The sequence below is a fragment of the Luteibacter sp. E-22 genome (assembly GCF_049913125.1).
In the GTDB taxonomy this organism is placed as follows: domain Bacteria; phylum Pseudomonadota; class Gammaproteobacteria; order Xanthomonadales; family Rhodanobacteraceae; genus Luteibacter.
In genome coordinates this window covers 919931-937524 of the sequence record NZ_CP183975.1, presented here as the reverse complement: position 1 = coordinate 937524, position 17594 = coordinate 919931, and the positions used below count along the sequence as shown (strand labels likewise).

Annotated in this window: 15 protein-coding genes; 8 read left to right on the top strand and 7 right to left on the bottom strand. The window is 66.0% G+C overall.

Annotation, left to right across the window (positions count from 1 at the left end; translation table 11 throughout):
- Positions 1-67 precede the first annotated feature (67 nt).
- Positions 68-1021 (bottom strand): hypothetical protein, encoded by a 954-nt coding sequence (locus tag ACN9M2_RS04065; protein ID WP_426286899.1) that lies wholly within the window; start codon positions 1019-1021, stop codon positions 68-70.
- Positions 1022-1281: 260 nt separating this feature from the next.
- Between ACN9M2_RS04065 and ACN9M2_RS04060 the strand changes: the two genes are divergently transcribed.
- Positions 1282-4176 (top strand): bifunctional diguanylate cyclase/phosphodiesterase, encoded by a 2895-nt coding sequence (locus ACN9M2_RS04060; protein ID WP_426286898.1) that lies wholly within the window; start codon positions 1282-1284, stop codon positions 4174-4176.
- 5 nt (positions 4177-4181) lie between these two features.
- Here the strand turns inward: ACN9M2_RS04060 and ACN9M2_RS04055 are convergent, their stop codons facing one another.
- Entirely contained in the window at positions 4182-5048 is an 867-nt protein-coding gene (locus ACN9M2_RS04055; RefSeq protein ID WP_426287857.1) for an Hsp33 family molecular chaperone HslO, read from the bottom strand.
- A gap of 158 nt (positions 5049-5206) precedes the next feature.
- Between ACN9M2_RS04055 and mtgA the strand changes: the two genes are divergently transcribed.
- The 3 genes from mtgA (at position 5207) to ACN9M2_RS04040 (ending at position 7407) form a co-directional block, all read left to right on the top strand.
- Positions 5207-5947: a monofunctional biosynthetic peptidoglycan transglycosylase gene (gene mtgA / locus ACN9M2_RS04050; protein WP_426286897.1), complete on the top strand. Its 741-nt coding sequence runs from the start codon at positions 5207-5209 to the stop codon at positions 5945-5947.
- Between the two features lie 8 nt (positions 5948-5955).
- Positions 5956-6900 (top strand): glycosyltransferase family 2 protein, encoded by a 945-nt coding sequence (locus tag ACN9M2_RS04045; protein WP_426286896.1) that lies wholly within the window; start codon positions 5956-5958, stop codon positions 6898-6900.
- A gap of 78 nt (positions 6901-6978) precedes the next feature.
- Complete coding sequence (locus tag ACN9M2_RS04040; protein WP_426286895.1) at positions 6979-7407, top strand: CBS domain-containing protein; 429 nt, start codon at positions 6979-6981, stop codon at positions 7405-7407.
- On the opposite strand, the gene ACN9M2_RS04035 is transcribed toward ACN9M2_RS04040, so the two are convergent.
- Positions 7404-8684 (bottom strand): NTP/NDP exchange transporter, encoded by a 1281-nt coding sequence (locus ACN9M2_RS04035; protein ID WP_426286893.1) that lies wholly within the window; start codon positions 8682-8684, stop codon positions 7404-7406. The two genes, ACN9M2_RS04040 and ACN9M2_RS04035, sit on opposite strands and share 4 nt — an antisense overlap.
- A 186-nt stretch (positions 8685-8870) precedes the next feature.
- On the opposite strand from ACN9M2_RS04035, the gene ACN9M2_RS04030 reads away from it, so the two are divergent.
- Positions 8871-10220 (top strand): serine hydrolase domain-containing protein, encoded by a 1350-nt coding sequence (locus ACN9M2_RS04030; RefSeq protein ID WP_426286892.1) that lies wholly within the window; start codon positions 8871-8873, stop codon positions 10218-10220.
- A gap of 36 nt (positions 10221-10256) precedes the next feature.
- On the opposite strand, the gene ACN9M2_RS04025 is transcribed toward ACN9M2_RS04030, so the two are convergent.
- The 3 genes from ACN9M2_RS04025 to gcvH form a co-directional block, all read right to left on the bottom strand.
- Positions 10257-11288, bottom strand: a complete 1032-nt coding sequence (locus ACN9M2_RS04025) for an energy transducer TonB (protein WP_426286891.1) — start codon at positions 11286-11288, stop codon at positions 10257-10259.
- Between the two features lie 274 nt (positions 11289-11562).
- Positions 11563-12117, bottom strand: coding sequence for a met regulon transcriptional regulator MetJ (gene metJ, locus ACN9M2_RS04020; protein WP_426286889.1), 555 nt, complete (start codon positions 12115-12117; stop codon positions 11563-11565).
- Between the two features lie 463 nt (positions 12118-12580).
- Complete coding sequence (gene gcvH / locus ACN9M2_RS04015; RefSeq protein ID WP_426286888.1) at positions 12581-12976, bottom strand: glycine cleavage system protein GcvH; 396 nt, start codon at positions 12974-12976, stop codon at positions 12581-12583.
- 250 nt (positions 12977-13226) lie between these two features.
- Here gcvH and ACN9M2_RS04010 point away from each other — a divergent pair, with 250 nt between their 5' ends.
- Positions 13227-14381 carry a DUF3103 family protein gene (locus ACN9M2_RS04010; RefSeq protein WP_426286886.1) on the top strand — a complete coding sequence of 385 codons (1155 nt, stop codon included), beginning with the start codon at positions 13227-13229 and terminating at the stop codon, positions 14379-14381.
- Between the two features lie 52 nt (positions 14382-14433).
- On the opposite strand, the gene gcvT is transcribed toward ACN9M2_RS04010, so the two are convergent.
- Positions 14434-15540, bottom strand: coding sequence for a glycine cleavage system aminomethyltransferase GcvT (gene gcvT, locus ACN9M2_RS04005; RefSeq protein ID WP_426286885.1), 1107 nt, complete (start codon positions 15538-15540; stop codon positions 14434-14436).
- A gap of 124 nt (positions 15541-15664) precedes the next feature.
- Here gcvT and ACN9M2_RS04000 point away from each other — a divergent pair, with 124 nt between their 5' ends.
- Both ACN9M2_RS04000 and ACN9M2_RS03995 read left to right on the top strand, forming a co-directional pair.
- Positions 15665-16810 (top strand): MlaE family ABC transporter permease, encoded by a 1146-nt coding sequence (locus ACN9M2_RS04000; RefSeq protein WP_426286883.1) that lies wholly within the window; start codon positions 15665-15667, stop codon positions 16808-16810.
- The gene (locus ACN9M2_RS03995) at positions 16807-17589 is read left to right on the top strand and encodes an ABC transporter ATP-binding protein (RefSeq protein ID WP_371024550.1); all 783 of its coding nucleotides are present in this window, start codon (positions 16807-16809) and stop codon (positions 17587-17589) included. Before ACN9M2_RS04000 ends, ACN9M2_RS03995 begins: the two co-directional genes overlap by 4 nt.
- Positions 17590-17594: the final 5 nt, after the last annotated feature.

The window sequence follows — 17594 nt, the reverse complement described above, 5'->3', positions numbered from 1 at the left end:
GTCCGAGCCCGCCACGTCAGATGAACCCGCGCAAAAAACCCACTTCCAGGGGCCGGCGATTCGGGCCTCAGAGATCCTGGTGGTACTGCACGTAGGGCGTACGCGACTGGTCCGGCTCCGGACCCACGGGACCGCTCGGTGCGTTCCCCGACGACCACACGTTCTGCGCACCGACGGACAACTCACCACGCCAGGGCAGGCGCCAGGTCACGCCGAGATCGATCGCGCTCCAGCGGCGGTCAGGATTGATGCCATTCACGGCGTTGGCTTCCGGCTGCATCGTGCGTCCGGTGATCGAACCCGACAAGGGACCGCGGTCGACGCCGAAACTGAGCGCCTTCTGGTCCACCGTGCCGATGCCGAGAAGATTGCCCGGCAGCAAGCGAATCCGGCCGATGCTCGCGCCGAGGTCGATGCCACTGCGCGCGCCCAGGTCGACACGGCCATGGGCATTCAGTTCGGTGCTGGAGGAAAGCGCGCTGAGCGGCAATCCCGAAGCGGTGGCGAGGCCAGGCACCACGCGAGGCAAGGCCGCGCCCGTGCCGGTCGGACGGCTGGACCCGACTCCGACGCCCACGCTGTAACCCGTACCGCGGAAGGTGGCACCCACTTCGCTGCCGACGATACGCGGAGGCGCACCGGGGGTGCTGCAGCGGTCGCTGTTTCCCGCCGAGGCACTGCAGGATTCCACCGAGTTGATCCAACCCTGGCCACTGACGCTGGCATGGGCCTGGACGCGGGGCCCCAGGTCGTACTGCAGCCCGCTGGAAAGGAAGGGGCCCGAATCCACCGGCCGCAAGGCCAACGGCCTGGCCTGATCGGCGCGATCGTCGGACTGGAGGGAGAGCGTGCGGCCATCCGGGGCACGCCACAACGACAGGCTGCCCTGGTCCGGACGGGCGGACGAGGCCGGTTGCTGGCCCAGCAGCTGGGACGCCGTGGCGTCCGAACCCACCGGCGCGACCTGTCCTGCCGCGGCGAGCGGCATGAACAGAAGCATGGTGAGTAAGGATCTGCGCATCGTGGTCTTTATCGGCAGCGGCTGAGATTCCCCGAGGTCCCGCCTCAGCCTGACGGGAACGAGCCAAGTCTAACCCATTTTACTTTTTACTAACACCCCGGGGAGGCCCTCTTCAGGATTCGGATTAGCTGCCGTTTACCACGACAAGGGGAGATTCGGGCGCCCAGGCGCAGGCCCTGTGAGATTGGCTTTCACGCCCATCGCACGGCCGCGTTAACACATATAGACTGACCCGACCACGACCGGAACCTCGTCAGGCGATGACTTTCGCTCCATCCCACAGCCCGACCCTGCAAGCGCCCGGTCACGGCGAGGTAGAGCCGTTGCAGGATGCCGTGGAGAGGTTGTTGCGCGCCGCGGACGCGGAAGGCGTGCGCACGGAGTGCGAAGCCTTCGTCCAATGCCTGCTGCCGGATGCGAAGGTGGCCTGGCGACCCGTGGCGAGCGGCGAGGCGACCGTTCCCGGCGTGCTCGAACTGGCCGTCGATCCACAGAGCGAGCGGATCCTCGAGGTCGTGACCAGTGACGCCGACCTGTCCGCCGGGGGCGACATGCTCGCCTGGCTGGGCAGGCTCGCTTCGGCGCGCCTGCGCCAACTCGCCGAAACGGCCAACCTCTACGAGGCGATCTCGCGCCTCGCCCTCGCCGAGCGGCTCCAGCGTGCGCTGTACGCGATCGCCGAGCAGGCCGGCGCCGAGCACAACATGAAGGACATGATGAGTGCGCTGCACGGCATCGTGGGCAGCCTCATGTATGCCGAGAACTTCTTCATCGTCCTTTACGACGCACAGAACCGCACGGTGCGTTTCCCCTACTTCGTCGATACGGAAGACCAGGACATTCCCGATCCCGAAGGCGTCCGCACCATCGAGGCCATCGAGAACACCCTCACCTGGAACGTGTTGCAGAGCGGCCGTTCGATGATGGGTGCCAGCAGCGAACTGGAGAAGAACCTGCCCGGTCCGCGTGTTCCCATCGGGCCGCCCAGCGACGACTGGCTGGGCGTGCCGATGAAACGCGGCGAAGACGTCGTTGGCGCCCTGGTCGTGCAGAGCTACCGCGACGACACGCACTACACGGAAAACGACCGCGAACTGCTCACCTACGTGGCGCAGCATGTGCAGACGGCACTCGAACGCCGGCAGGCCCACGAGGAACTGGAGCGCCGCGTCACCACGCGAACGGCGGCGCTGCGCGAAGCCAACCGCGTGCTGCGCCAGCAGGTCCTGCAACGCCAGCGTGGCGAACGCCTGCAAGCGGCGCTGTTCCGCATCGCGGAACTGGCCAATACCTCCGACAGCATCGAGAACTTCTACGCCGCAGTGCACAGGGTCATCGGCGGCCTGCTGTATGCGCGCAACTTCTACATCGCCTTGCTCTCGGAAGACCAGAACAAGCTGACCTTTCCCTACTCGGTCGACGAACTGGACGGCGTGCGCGAACCGCGCGAGCTGGGCCGCGGGCTGACCGAATTCGTGCTGCGCAACGGCAAGGCCCTGCTCGCCGACCGCGAGGAGATCGACCGGCTCAACCGCGATCATGTGCTCTCTCCCAGCGGCGCGCGTTCGCTGCACTGGCTGGGCGTGCCCCTGATCTGGAACGAGAAGTCGATGGGCGTGCTGGCCGTGCAGAGCTATACGCCCGAACACACCTATAGCGCCCGCGACCAGGAACTGCTGACCTTCGTCAGCTACCACATCGCCAACGCCTTGCAGCGCAAGTACACCACCGAATCGCTGAAGCAGGCCTACGCCAGCCTGGAGCGGAGGGTGACCGAGCGCACGCGCGCACTGGCCCTGGCCAACCGCGACCTGCGCGAACAGATCGCCGAGCGCGAGCGCGTCGAGCGCCGCCTCAAGTACGAGACCCTGCACGATTCGCTCACCGGCCTGCCCAACCGCACGTTGTTGTTGCAGCGGCTCGAGCAGGCGCTGAACCATTACCGCGAGAATCCCGCCGAGCTGTTCGCGGTGCTCTTCATCGACCTCGACCGTTTCAAGGTCATCAACGATTCGGTCGGTCACCTTGTCGGCGACGATCTCCTCTTCCAGGTGGGCGGCCGTATCCGCGCCTGCCTGAAGACCCGGGATGTCGTAGCCCGCCTCGGTGGCGACGAGTTCGCCGTGCTCGTGGAAGGCATCGTCGATCCGCAGTCCGCGACACATATCGCCGAGCGCATCATCGCCCAGTTGCAGACTCCGTTCCGGCTCGGCGCGAAAGAGATCTTCACGTCGGCATCGATCGGCATCGCCTTGCCCACGCCCGAATACACCCGGCCGGAGGAACTGCTCCGCGACGCCGATTCGGCCATGTACCGGGCAAAAGACGAAGGGCGGCACCGTGCCGCGGTGTTCGACGACCGTCTGCGCCGCGAAGCGCTTTCGTTGCTGGAACTGGAAGGCGACCTGCGCCGGGCGCTCACCCGCAACGAGTTCGTGCCGTTCTACCAGCCGATCGTCGACCTGGAAGACCACCGCGTGGTCGGCTACGAAGCGCTGCTGCGCTGGCGCCACCCCGAACGCGGCTTGCTGTCGCCGGGCGAGTTCCTCTCCGTGGCCGAGGACACAGGCTGCTCCGAGGCGATCGACTGGCAGATCTTCGAGCAGGTGGCACGCCAGGCCCGTGCGCTGGTGGGCGACGAAGGCTTCATCAGCATCAATGTGTCGGGCAGCCATTTCCGTTCGCCCGACCTGGACCAGCGCCTGCTCGACCTGCTCATCGAGCACAAGGTGCCGGCCCGTTCCATCCGCGTGGAAGTGACCGAGCGCGCGTTGCTGGAGAACCCGGCCCAGGTGAAGCGCATCCTCGAGAACCTGCGCGACCACGGCGTAGGCATCGCGCTGGACGATTTCGGTACCGGCTACTCGTCACTCAGCTACCTGCACCAGTATCCGATCGAGACGCTGAAGATCGATCGCTCGTTCGTCATCGAACTGCCCGCCGAAGACAGCGAAGCGCACAGTACCGCGGTGGTCAGGGCGATCCAGGCCCTGGCCAATTCGCTTCGCATGCAAGTGATCGCGGAAGGCATCGAGACGGAATCCCAGATGCGCGCCCTGCGCCGGATCGGCTGCCGATTCGGCCAGGGCTTCCTCTTCGCCCAGCCCGCCCCCGCCAGCAAGTGGCTGGGCTCACCGCTGTCGCTGGACGCCTGACCCGCTTACTGCAGGGTCGAGGGCGAGGGCGGCGTCTCCACCTGGGTGAGCAGGCGCTCGGCATCCACGCGGTCGAACGTGTAGCGTGTGGCGCAGAACTCGCAGATCACCTCGATCTCGCCGTTGCGGTCGTCCAGCGTGGCTTCGACCTCCTCGCGCCCGAGCGCACGCAGCATGCCTTCCACGCGCTCTTGCGAGCAGGTGCAGCCGAAGGCAAGCGGCTTGGGCTCGTAGAGGCGTACCGATTCCTCGTGGTAGAGGCGATACAACAATTCTTCCGGCCGCGTGGCGAGCATTTCACTGGCACTGAGGGTGGCCGTGAGATGACCCACGCGCGACCAGGCCTCGTCGTCGTCCTCGGCGGCGCTGTGGCCGCCCTCTCCCGGCACGGGCTGCAGCATCAGGCCGACCGCATGTTCGCCATTCGCGGCCAGCAGGATACGCGCGGGAAGCTGCTCCGAGCGTTCGAAGTAGTTTTCCAGGGCCTCGCCGATCGACTCCGTGTCGTCCAGCTCCACGACGCCCTGGTAACGGCCCCGCTCGGCATGGCCGATGGTGATCGCGAGCATCGCCTCGGGCAGCCCACCCAGCGCGAGTCGCGCTGGCAAGGCCTTGGTGTCGTACCGTGCGAGGCCGCGCAGGCGGCCCTTGTCGCTGCATTCGGCAAAGAGCAGGTGCAGCGGCCCCTGGCTCTTGAATTCCAGGGAAAGGGATCCCTCGAACTTGATGTTGCCCGTGAGCAGCGCGCTGGCGGCCACGGCCTGGCCCAACGTGTCGCGCAAGGCGGCCGGATAGTCGGCACGCGAGGCGATCTCGTGCCAGCTGGCGCCAAGGCGCACCAGCACGCCACGTACGCCCGCCTTCTCGAGCATGAAGCGGTGCAACACGTCTTCGGACGCAAGGGTTTCGACGATCGAATCGGTCACGGCGGTCTCCTGGTGATCCGACGGAAGATGGGGACTCGCCGGAGCGCTGGCAAGCCCGAAGGTCCAGGCCCTTATACTGCGCCATCCTTCGTCACCGCGCCGCCATGAGTCCGACGCCCCGTTCACCGTTCCGCCGGATCGCCCGCCTCGTGGGCCTGCTGCTCGTCTCGTGGCTGGCGTTGTCGTGCCTGGTGGTGCTGGTCCTGCGCTTCGTGCCGCCATGGACCAGCGCGATGATCATGGAGCGCCGCGTGGAGGCGCTGATCGTTGGAGAGAAGGATTTCACCTACCGCCATCGCTGGATTCCCTGGGATCGCATTTCGCCGCAGGTCGGCATCGCGATGGTCGCGGGCGAGGACCAGAAGTTCCCTTTCCACCACGGATTCGACGTGGACGCGATCCAGGACGCGATCGATGCCGCCGATGAAGGCAAGCGCCTGCGCGGCGCCAGCACCATCAGCCAGCAAGTGGCCAAGAACCTGTTCCTCTGGAATGGGCGCAGCTTCGTGCGCAAGGGCATGGAGGCCTATTTCACCGTGCTGATCGAAGCGTTATGGCCGAAGCGGCGCATCCTCGAGGTCTACATGAACATCGTCGAGCTCGGTAACGGCGTCTACGGCGTCGGCGCGGCGAGCGACACGTTCTTCCACACCACGCCCGATCGCCTTGGCGTCGTCCAGGCCGCGCGACTGGCCGCCGTCTTGCCGAATCCGCGCCGCTTCCGCGTCGACGCACCCAGTGCGTACGTGCAGCGGCGCACGGCATGGATAGCCCAGCAAATGGGCCAGCTCGGCGGCCCCGCCTACCTCACTCGCCCGGCGCCCGTCGCTGGCCGTGTCCGCTGAGACCGCACATGTCCTTTTCCCTCGCCATCGTCGTTCCCGCCTATAACGAAGCACAGGTGATCGACAGCTTCCATAGCCGCCTGGTCACCGTCCTGGACGCCATCGACGCGAGCGCGCACATCGTCTACGTCGACGACGGCAGCCAGGACGAAACATGGGCGCGCCTGTGTGCGCTGGCCGACCGGGATCCACGCGTGGAAGCCATGCGGCTATCGCGCAACTTCGGCAAGGAGGCCGCCTTGACGGCCGGTCTCGACCACGTGGATGCCGACGCCGTGGTCGTCATCGACGCGGACCTGCAGGACCCGCCCGAGGTCATCCCCGCGCTCATCGCGCGCTGGCGCGAAGGCAACGACGTCGTCTATGCGACCCGCGGCGAACGCGATGGCGAAACGCGCACGAAGAAATTCACCTCGGCCGCGTTCTACCGTGTGATGGAACGTGTCTCCGACACACCCCTGCCACGGGACACCGGCGATTTCCGCCTGTTGTCGCGGCGCGCCGTGGAGGCCCTGCGTGGACTCCGCGAGCGACAGCGTTTCATGAAGGGCCTGTTCGCCTGGATCGGCTACCGGCAGGCGGCCGTCACCTATCACCGCGACGCGCGCTACGCCGGCAGCACGAAGTGGAATTACTGGCGACTGACCAACCTCGCGATCGAAGGCATCACCTCGTTCTCGACCGCTCCCTTGCGCATCGCCACGTGGCTCGGCGTCTCCGCCGCCACGCTCGCCTTTCTCTACGGCCTCTGGGTGTTGCTGAAGGTCCTGATCTGGGGCGACCCCGTCCGCGGCTACCCCACGCTCATGGTGGTGATCCTGTTCCTCGGTGGCGCGCAGTTGCTTGCGCTCGGCGTCATCGGCGAATACGTCGGCCGCACCTATTCCGAATCCAAGCGGCGGCCGCTCTACTATGTGGAATCGCGCCGGGGCGGCCGTCCGCCCTTCACCTGATCGTTACCCTGGCCGGCCCGCCACGGCGGTAGACTGGTGCCCGAGCGGCACGCGCCGCGTCCATCCGGGGAGTCGAGCATGCAGCAGGTCAAGCATCTCCTGGCAGCGAAGGGCACGGCGGTTTTCGCCGTCGCACCCGAGGCGCCCGTCTATGAAGCGATCAAGCAGATGGCCGAGAAGAATGTCGGCGCGCTGGCGGTCATCCGGGGCAGCGAACTGGTCGGCATCGTTTCCGAGCGCGACTATGCGCGCAAGGTGATCCTCAAGGACCGTTCCTCGCGCGACACGCCCGTGGCCGACATCATGACGGCCAGCGTGGTGACGGTCGGGCCGGACGCTTCCGTCGACGAGTGCATGCGCCTGTGCACCGACGGCCGCCTGCGCCACCTGCCCGTCCTCGAAGGCGGACGTGTGGTGGGCATGGTCTCCATCGGCGACCTGGTGAAAGCCACGATCTCCGAGCAGAAGGAAACGATCAACCAGCTCGAAAGCTACATCGTCGGCTAGGCGCCGTCCTTCGACTCCGGTTCGAGGTCCGGCGAGGTCGCGGCACGCCGGGCCACCTCGGTGGCGACGGCCGCCAGTCCCGCGCCGATCAGGCCGATACCCGCGATGCCCACGCCCACGGCGTGAAGACCGGTGAGACCGCTCGTGACGACCAGGTCGCCCAAGCGCCAGACCGCCGTCTCGATGAAGTTCTTGCCTTTGTAGCGCGCCTCGCGCGGCATGCGCGTGTAGAGCGCATCCACGGCGGGCTTGGTCATGCCGTAGGTCATCCCGCGCGTGACCACCTGCACGATCACGATCAACGGCACGGCGATACCGAACAGTGCGACGTCGGACGGACCATGCAGGGTCAGCAGCAGGAGCAGTCCCAGGTTCACCACCGAGGGCAGCACCAGTGCCCAGAGGGGACCGAAGCCGCGCAGCAGCAGCGGCGTGAGCGAGAGTTGCAACAGCGCGCCGAATCCGTTGATCCACAGGTCGAGGTCGGCATAGAACGCCGTGCGCGCCGCGTTGTCCGCGAAGTGGGCCTTCGTATAGTCGGCCATCAACGCGTAGGCCAGCGTGGCGATGCCGTCGCTCAACAGCATCAGCAGGGTCATGTAGCGCAGGAAAGGCTGTGAGAACGCCGCCTTGGCACCCTGGAGGATCGACCCGCCAAGGGGGGCGCCACCGCTACGGTCGTTACCTTCCTCGTCCGTGGGCAGCAGCAGGAGCGCCCCCAGGGCCAACAGCAAGGTAACGGCGGACACGACGAGCATCGATGGCACGCCCAGGCGAACCACCAGCGATCGCGTGAGCAACGGTCCGACCAGCGCGCCGGCCATCCCACCGAACGCGATGAACGGGAAGACCAGGCGCGCCTGCACGCTCCGGTACACGTCCGCCATCACGCTCCAGAAGAGCGAGACCACGAACAGGTTGAAGACGCTCACCCAGACGAAGAACACCCGGCCAAGCGCCACCGCGCCGATCCGGTCCTGGGCGGCGAAGGCCGGGACGAAAGCGACCAGGCAGACGATGAAGGAAAGGTAGCTGCCCAGCAGCACCTGCCTGCGGGGAAATCGGGCGACGAGCCAGCCGAACACGGGTGTCAGGGCCAGCATGACCACGAACACGATCGCGTAGAACATCGGCAGCGACGACGAGCCGGCGGCGCCGACGAGCTGATCGCGCACGGGTCGCAGGACGTAATAGGAAGTCAGCACCAGGAAGAAGGCGATGACCGAGAGCGCCAGGGTGGTCCCCTTGCTCCGGACGGCATGCGAAGGTGCGTTCACGATGGCCGGCGTGTCCGGTGGAGTCGGTGAAGACTAGCATGGCAGGGCGCGCCGTTCAGCGTCGTCAAGGCACCATCCGTTGTCGCGGACGAGGAAGTAAAAGACAATGCCGGGAACGACGTCCGGACCCCTCCCGGCGTCCCCACTCCGCGGCGTGCCCCCACGCCTCGACCCCGCGAGAAAAGCATGTCGTTCCGTTCCGCTTCCCTGCTCGCCTGCGCTTTCGCCTGCGCCGTTGCCGCTCCCTTCGCGCTCGCCGCGCCGCCGCCGAAGCCGCCCGTCGTCCATGTGGACCCCGAAGCCTCCCGGCTGCCAGCGGAACGGGTCAAGGCAACCATCGAAAGCTACAAGCAGTGGCTGGATGCCGCCGAGGCTCGCGATGCCGCCCCGGCCATCGTCACCGCCGTGATCGTCGACGACAAGGTCGTGTATGAACGCGCCATCGGCTACGCGAACGCGAAGACCAAGGAACCCGCCACGCCGGAAACGGTTTTCCGCCTGGCCTCCCTGTCGAAGGCCTTCGCCACCGGCGTCACCGCCGTGCTGGTCCGCGCCGGGTTCCTGAGCTGGGATACCAAGCTCATCGACACCATCCCCTACTTCAAGCTCAAGGACATGCAGGCGGCCCAGCAGGCCACCGTCAGGGACATCCTCGGCCAGCGGCTGGGCCTGCCACGCAACACCTACGACGCCATGCTCGAATCCGACGCGCCGTACGAGGAGCTCGTGCGCAAGCTCGACGAGGTCGACCTCTCCTGCAAGGTCGGCGAATGCTACGGGTACCAGAACGTCGCCTTCAGCATGATCGGCGACGTCGTCTACGCGGTCACGGGCGATTATTTCTTCCGCCAGGTGGAGCGCCGCATCTTCGCGCCGCTGGGCATGACCACCGCCAGCTACGGTCGCGACGCGCTCGAGGCGAGCAAGAGCTGGGCCCGTCCCCATCGCGGTGGACCGCACAACTGGATTCCCTACGAGCCCAACGACAGCTACTACCGCGTCGCCCCGGCGGCGGGCGTGAATGCGAGCCTGCGCGACATGGAGCAATGGCTGATGGCACAGATGGGCGGGCGTCCCGACGTGCTGCCCACGCCCCTGCTCGACGTGCTGCACGCACCGGAAGTGGCGACGCCTTCCGAGGAACGCTCGCTGCCCTGGCGCCGCGCGCGCGTGACCGACGCGCACTACGCGCTCGGCTGGCGCGTGTTCAAGTACGCCAACGAAGACCTCATCTACCACGCGGGCGCCGTGTCGGGTTACCGCACCATGATCGGCTTCTTCCCCAAGTACCACGCCGGCGTGGTGACGATGTGGAACGCCGCGGGGCCGATCCCCGCCGGCCTCATGCCGATGGTGTTCGACAGCCTGCTCGGTCTGCCGCATGTGGATTGGGCGGGCGTGGAGGGTTCCGCGCGCACCGCGCCGGTAGCGAAAGCCGCGAAGGCGCCAGCGAAATCGCGCGCCAAGGCCGCAGTCAAGACCCCGGCCAAGAAGAGCGCGACGAAAACGCCGGCCAGGAAGAAGAAACCCGATTGATCCAGCCGCGGCGCCGGCCGTGGCTGAACCTGTCGCTTACCTGCCGAGGTTGAACTGCAACCGCCGCCGTAGCGTCACGGTCATCGGTTCGCCGTTGCGCGTGGCCGGCTTGTACTCCCAGCGGCTGACGGCATCGACCGCCGAGCGGTCGAAGACGTGCTTGGGCTGAGCGTCGACCACGGCGACATTGGTCACGGTGCCGTCGGTGCCCACCGTCAACTCGACGTCCACCCAGCCTTCCTGGTTCGCTCGCATGGCGGCGGTGGGATAGCGCGGGCTGACCTGGCGAATGAGGACGGCGTCGCTGATGGCGTCGGCGTCCGCGGCGGGTGCGCGAGGCGCCGCGGCGGCCGGACGTGTGGCAGCCGTGGGGCTCGCCGCCTGCGGTTGCTGGGCCACGCGTGCCGCCTGCTCGCGAGCCGCCTGCTGGCGCAGTGCTTCCGCGGCGGCCGCCTGCTCCGCCTGGGCCTTCGCGGCCGCGGCGGCATTCTGCTGGGCAAGCTGGGCTTTCTGCGCATCCACCGCCTGTTGCTGTTCGCGGTCCAGCGTCTTGCGCTGGGCGTCGAGCTTGGAGCGAAGGATCGTCAACGTGTAGTTCTCGGGATCGGCCTTGGCCAGGAGATCGATTTCCCGTTGTGCTTCGTTGAAGTCACGCTGGTTGATCGTCTGCTCCGTGGCGGCGGCGCCGTAGGAGAACGTCTCCCGCAGCGCATCCGCGGCCACCGGATTCCCCGGCTGCTTCTGCAGCACCTTCATATAGAACTCGAAGGCGTTGTTGCCTGCCGGAGCGACGAGCCGCTGCTCGTTCATCGCGGTGCGCGCCTCGGCCAGCAGCTGGTCGACGCTGAGCGCGTCCACGTTCGCCGGGGGCGTCTCGCGGGTGGCGGCCGCCTTTTGCGAGGTGGTGGGTACGGGCGACACGCCCGCGGCCGCATCGCGGTAAGGCTTGACGATCAGGAACCAGGCCGCGACCGCGAGCACCAGCACGATGGCGATGACGGCAAGGGTGACGGGATTGACGGCGCCGCGGGCTCGCGAGCGCGCGGAAAAGCGATGACGGTTATCCATGGCGTTACAGAACGGACTCCGCAAGGCGCGCGCCCCCTGATGGCTTGACGCGGAGGACCCCCCGTCCTCCGCAGCGCGATGTGGCGACAAGGTAACCGTAATGGGCGCGTGAATCCAGTTAGGCGACCTAGGAGCTTTTCCCGGTCCGGCAAAACCGTGCCCCGGAAACGAACGACCCCGGCCAGGCCGGGGTCAAGTTTTCGAAGTGACTCCCCGCGCTGGGCACCGCGGGGAGCTAATTCGCAAAACGTACTTTCTTATTGGAAGGTGACGCTTACTTGGCCTTGGCGGCCTTGGTCGCGCGGACCACCTTGGCGGCGGCAACCTTCTTCGAAGCAGCCTTGCGCGGTGCAGCCTTGCGCGCGGTCTTCTTGGCGGGGGCCTTGCGAACGGCCTTCTTCACCGCCTTCTTGGCGGCGACCTTCCTGGCGGGCGCCTTGCGGGCGACCTTCTTAGCAGCCTTCTTCGCCGGCGACTTGCGGGTCGCGGCCTTCTTGGTCGCGACCTTACGGGTCGAGGCCTTCTTTGCCGGCGACTTGCGCGCGGCGGTCTTCTTCACGGTGGACTTCTTCGACGCCTTCTTGGCGGCGGACTTCTTGGCAGTGGCTTTCTTGGCAGTGGCCATAGTTCTTCTCAGCTCCTCATCAGTTGGCAGTGGTTGCCCAGTAAAAGCGTGGAGGAACGCTTCGACCAGCAGGTCGCTGTTCGTAGCGTGCCTCAAATTGTTCACCTGGCGGCGAGTACGTTCATCGGAAAGCAGGCGGAGGATGTGCAGCGGAATCGATACTGTGATCTTTCTTACCGAGCCCGCTTTCGAACCATGCTCCACGTACGGCCTGATGAATTTTCCTGTTTCCATTTCCGGTTCCCCGTCAATTGACGCAAAAGCTATTCCTGAACATTTCCGCTGTCAATAAATTTTGGCTCTAAATTGAAGACCTTGCGGACGCATAGCCGGGCCTTCCCCACCGTCGCCGAGGTACGATCGCACCCGTCGCGAAGAGCACCGCGGATAATTGGACATCCAAAACAAAACATACCGCGCAAACAAAACGGTTCAGCAAACACCTTAAATAAAGGCATTTTTCGTTCGCCACGAGAAACGACGACGACAAGCGGCGACACGAGATGGCGTTCGTGAGAGATCGCCTGGATGGTGTCGTTGGACCCCTTCCCGGGGGATGAACGGAGTTCAACTGGGGGCAAAAATAATTTTTGCCGGACCCTCCCGAATGGACAAAAAAATGCCGGTCGAGGTCGACCGGCACCATGTTCGGGGTTCGAGGAGGGGATCAGTGATCTTCGTTCTCGATCTCTTCGGCGTACTCATCCGGACCGAGCAGGTCGTCGAGTTCACCCTTGTCAGAGATCTCCAGCTTGAAGATCCAGCCTTTGCCGTACGCGTCCTCGTTGATCGTCTCCGGCTTGTCGCTGAGGACGTCGTTCACGGCGGTGACCTTGCCGGAAACGGGAGCATAGATGTCGGAGGCGGCTTTCACGGATTCGACGACAGCGACGCTATTGCCGACCGTGACTTCCGTGCCCACTTCCGGCAGTTCGACGTAGACGAGATCGCCCAGCGCCTCTTGCGCGTGTTCGGAGATGCCGACGGTAACAGTGCCGTCGTCCTCGACCCGGACCCATTCGTGGGACTTCCGGAATTTCAGATCGCCAGGGATTTCGCTCATGGGGTATGCCTCGTTGTCTCGGGACGGTCGCTGATGTGACGGTCGATTGTACCGTTCTATGCGTTTCAGGAAAGCGTTTCGCCGACACGAACCCCTCGCTTCCCCCGACAGAAGACCGTCGGCACGGGCGACTACCTTGTCCGTGCGGCTCGATTTCGACGACGCCGCATCGGCCTAACCCTCCCCAGTTATGAGGTGACGGCCCACATCCCCCGCGGTGCAAGCCGCGAACCCACATCAAGGACTACCCATGAAACGGATCCTCAAATTCACCCTCATCGGCACGGCCCTCGCCCTGGCTCTTTCCTCACCGCTCATGGCCGCGGAGGTCACCTCGGTCAACCAGGCACGGGAAGAGACGGCGAAGACCATCGCCACGCTGGTCAACGATCCCACCTTCGACGCCACGTTTCGGGAACAACTGAGCAAGGGCAAGGCGCCACTGGCGGATGTACTGCGCAACTACGCCGGGCATGGAACGCAGGCCAGGGAAAACGTCACGACCGGCTTGCGAGACCTGGAGCGGCAGGCCATTCGCCTGCGCGGTCTCGATGGCGCGTTGGATGCCCTCTTCGATATCCGGGTGCATGGAGTGGACAAGAACACGCCGATCACGAGCATCCGTGGCTTCTGGACCGCAACCGTCAGCAAGGACCTGGTCACCGGCCAGAAACAGATCGTGGCCTACGACCCCTCCGGGCGCGAGCAGCGGTTCTCGCTCGATGCGGCGCCGGACGTACCGATGCTGATCGTGGAGTCGGACAGTTCGGCGGCCGTCCAGGCCGGCATGACTGTCATGAACGAGATCCTCCGCAACAACGGCATGCAGGCCCCCACGGCCTCCGGCAACTTGCGCGCGACCAACGCAACGGAGGAACTGACGATCCTGCAGGAAGTCCGGCTGGAATACGACCACGAACCCAACATCCAGGGTGATGCGGAGATCTTCGCCATCGTCTCCGGCGTGGCCCCGGACGGGACACCGCGACTCATCACCAAGGACATGCCATGGCTGGACCACGACAAGCGTTGGTACAAGCCTGGCATGGACCTTATCAACTGGACGGACTACGGGACCAACTACGTCAACGTGCAGTTCTTCGAAGAAGACGGGAACACGAACTTCAAGGCGCTCGCCGTGGCCGTTACCAAGGCGGTCGGGAACCTGGCCCTCGTCGTGTCCCCGGGTGCACCGCCTGCGCTGATCGTCGCCGGCGTATCGAAGGTGGGTTCCGAGATCCTCAGTGCCATGGACGAGAAGTGGTTCCAGAACGATGCCGACTACGTGGATTCCTTCTACGTGGTCGAGCGCGGCGGCAAGTACGGCAGCGATGTGGCGCCGCTGGTCGGCGCGCGAGGTGAAGCGAAGATGGTGCTTGCGCCGTATGTCGTGAAGGGTCGGTAAGGTCGGTGGAGGGGGTCTCCGTGCCCCCTCCACTCCGGCGTCCCGGGTGGAATCAGTCGGCGATGCCCGGCATCGGCTGGCCGTCGCGGACGAACGGGAACTTCACCACGCGCACCGGCACTTCACGGCCACGGATATCCACGCGTACCTGCCCCAGCTCCCCGGCGGGCACACGGGCGAAGGCCACGGACTTGCCCAGGGTGGGCGCGAAGCCGCCCGAAAGGATTTCACCCTCGCCGGCGGAGGTCAGCACTTTCTGGCCATGGCGCAATACGCCCTTGTCGTCCATCACCAGCCCGACCATGACCCGTGGCACGCCCGCTGTCTTTTGTTTCTCGAGCGCGGCGCGGCCGATGAAGTCACGGCCTTCGTCCAGCGAGATGGTCCAGGCCAGCGAAGCCTCCCAGGGCGTCACCGTCTCGTCCATGTCCTGGCCGTAGAGGTTCATGCCGGCCTCCAGGCGCAGCGTATCGCGCGCACCCAACCCGGCCGGGGCGACGCCCGCCTCGCGCAAAAGATTCCACAACTCCACGACGCGCGTGTTGGGCACCACCACCTCGAACCCGTCTTCGCCGGTGTAGCCGGTGCGGGCGAGGAACAAGGGCATGCCGTTCGGGCCTTCGATCTCGATGGCCGCGAACTTGCCGAGCTTGGTGGCTTTCTCGCGAACTTCCTCGGGAAGCAGGCCGATCATCTTCGCGCGGGCATTGGGGCCCTGCACGGCGATCATGCCGAACTCGGGACGCTCGCGGACGGTGACGCCGAAGGCGGCCGCCTGCTTCTCGATCCAGGCCAGATCCTTGGCGCGCGTCGCGGCGTTCACGACCAGGCGGAAGAAATCCTCGCGCAGGAAATAGACGATGAGGTCGTCGATGACGCCGCCGTTCTCGTCGAGCATGCAGGTGTAGAGCGCCTTGCCGGACTTGGCCAGCTTGTCGACATTGTTGGCCACGAGCCGGCGAAGGAAGTCGCGGGTGCGATCGCCGGTGAGGTCGACCACCGTCATGTGCGATACGTCGAACATGCCGGCGTCCTTGCGGACCGCGTGGTGCTCCTCGATCTGCGAGCCATAGGCGATGGGCATGTCCCAGCCGCCGAAGTCGACCATGCGGGCGCCCAGCTCGCGGTGGGTGGCGTTGAGTGCGGTCTTGTCGGTCATCGTCGTACCTTGCAGGGGAATGGCGGCGGGTGCAGCCTGGCATTATCAGGCCCCGGGCGGTTCCAGTCCAAGCGCGGTCGCAACATCGACGATTTCGTGCGGTAGTCCTGCTAGCCTTTGACGCATGGCGACAGCACCACCCCTCCCCGGCTCGGCCACGCTCACCCGCGACACGGGCGGAGCGCGGCTGACCATCGCCGGCGACTGGACGCTGGCCCACTATTCCAACCTCCAGCACCGTGCCAACGAACTGGCCGGGTCGATCGACAGCGGCATCGCCATCGATATCCACCAGCTGGGCGCCATGGACACCTCGGGCGCCTTCGTCATCGCCGAGTTGCTGGGCAGCTCGCGCACACAGGCCCTGGCCCAGGACGAAGCCCTTCCGCCAGCGCGCCGCGCGCTGCTGAAGACCGTGGGCGATGCCATCGATACGTACTGCACGGGAGTGAAACGGCCTCGCGATGCGGGCTTCGTCGCCGCGCTGGAGCGTATCGGCAAGGCCATGCAGGGGTTCTGGAAGCAGACCGCCAAGCTGCTGGCCTTCATAGGCATCACCTTGCAGGGCTTCTTCGCCACGGCATGGCGGCCGAGCCGCTGGCGGGTCACTTCGCTGGTGTCGCACATCGAGCAGACGGGACTCGATGCGGTGCCGATCCTCGCCCTGCTCTCCTTCATGGTCGGCTGTGTGGTCGCCTTCCTCGGCGCCACCGCGCTGGCGAGTTATGGCGCCAGCCTGTTCACGGTGGACCTGATCGGTTTCGCCTTCCTGCGCGAGTTCGGCGTGCTGCTCACCGCCATCCTGCTGGCGGGCCGGACGGCCAGCGCGTTCACGGCGCAGATCGGCTCGATGAAAGCCCGGGAGGAGATCGACGCCATCCGCACCCTTGGCCTCGACCCGGTGGAACTGCTGGTGCTGCCGCGCGTACTCGCCCTGCTCGTGGCGCTGCCATTGCTGACCTTCCTGGCGATGATCGCGGGGATCGTCGGCGGCGGGGTGGTCTGCATGGCGGTGCTGAAGATGTCGCCATCGATGTTCCTGTCGATGTTCCAGGCGGACATCTCGCTCACCCAGTTCCTCGTCGGCATCGCCAAGGCACCCGTCTTCGCCTTCATGATCGCCGTGATCGGTTGCATGGAAGGCTTCAAGGTCTCCGGCAGCGCGCAGTCCGTCGGCGAACACACCACCTCGGCCGTGGTGCAGTCGATCTTCGTGGTGATCCTGCTGGATGCACTCGCCGCCCTCTTCTATATGGAGATGGGCTGGTGACGCGCGAGACCGTCATCGAGGTCCGCGGGCTGGTCAACCGCTTCGGGTCGCAGACCGTGCACGAGAACCTCGACCTCGATGTCTATCGAGGCGAGATCATCGGCATCGTCGGGGGCTCGGGCACCGGCAAGTCCGTGCTGCTGCGCACGATCGTCGGGCTGGTGAGGCCGGTGGCCGGCGAGGTACGCGTGTTCGGCGAGAACCTGCTCGCCCTGTCCGACGAACGGCGGTCCCGGGTGGAGCGCCGCTTCGGCGTGCTGTTCCAGAGTGGTGCGCTGTTCTCGTCCCTCACGGTGGCGGAGAACGTGGCCTTGCCCCTGGTCGAGCATGCGGGCCTGCCCCGCGTGGATGCGCAACGGCTGGCCGGGGTGAAACTCGCCCTCGCCGGGTTGCCCGTGGACGCGGGGAGGAAATATCCCTCGCAGCTTTCCGGCGGCATGATCAAGCGAGCGGCACTGGCGCGCGCACTGGCCCTCGATCCGGAGATCCTGTTCCTCGACGAGCCCACCGCCGGGCTCGATCCGATCAGCGCCGCCGCGTTCGACAGCCTCATCGTGACCCTGCGTAACGCGCTGGGGCTCACCGTGTTCCTGGTGACGCACGACCTCGATACCTTGTATTCCACCTGTGACCGCGTCGCCGTGCTTTCGCAACGGCGCGTGCTGGCCGCCGCGCCGATCGACGAAGTGGCCCGCACCGACGACGCCTGGGTCCAGGCTTATTTCAATGGACCGCGCGGCCGCGCGGCCACCCGCGCCGCTCACCCCGGCAAGGACTGAAGACC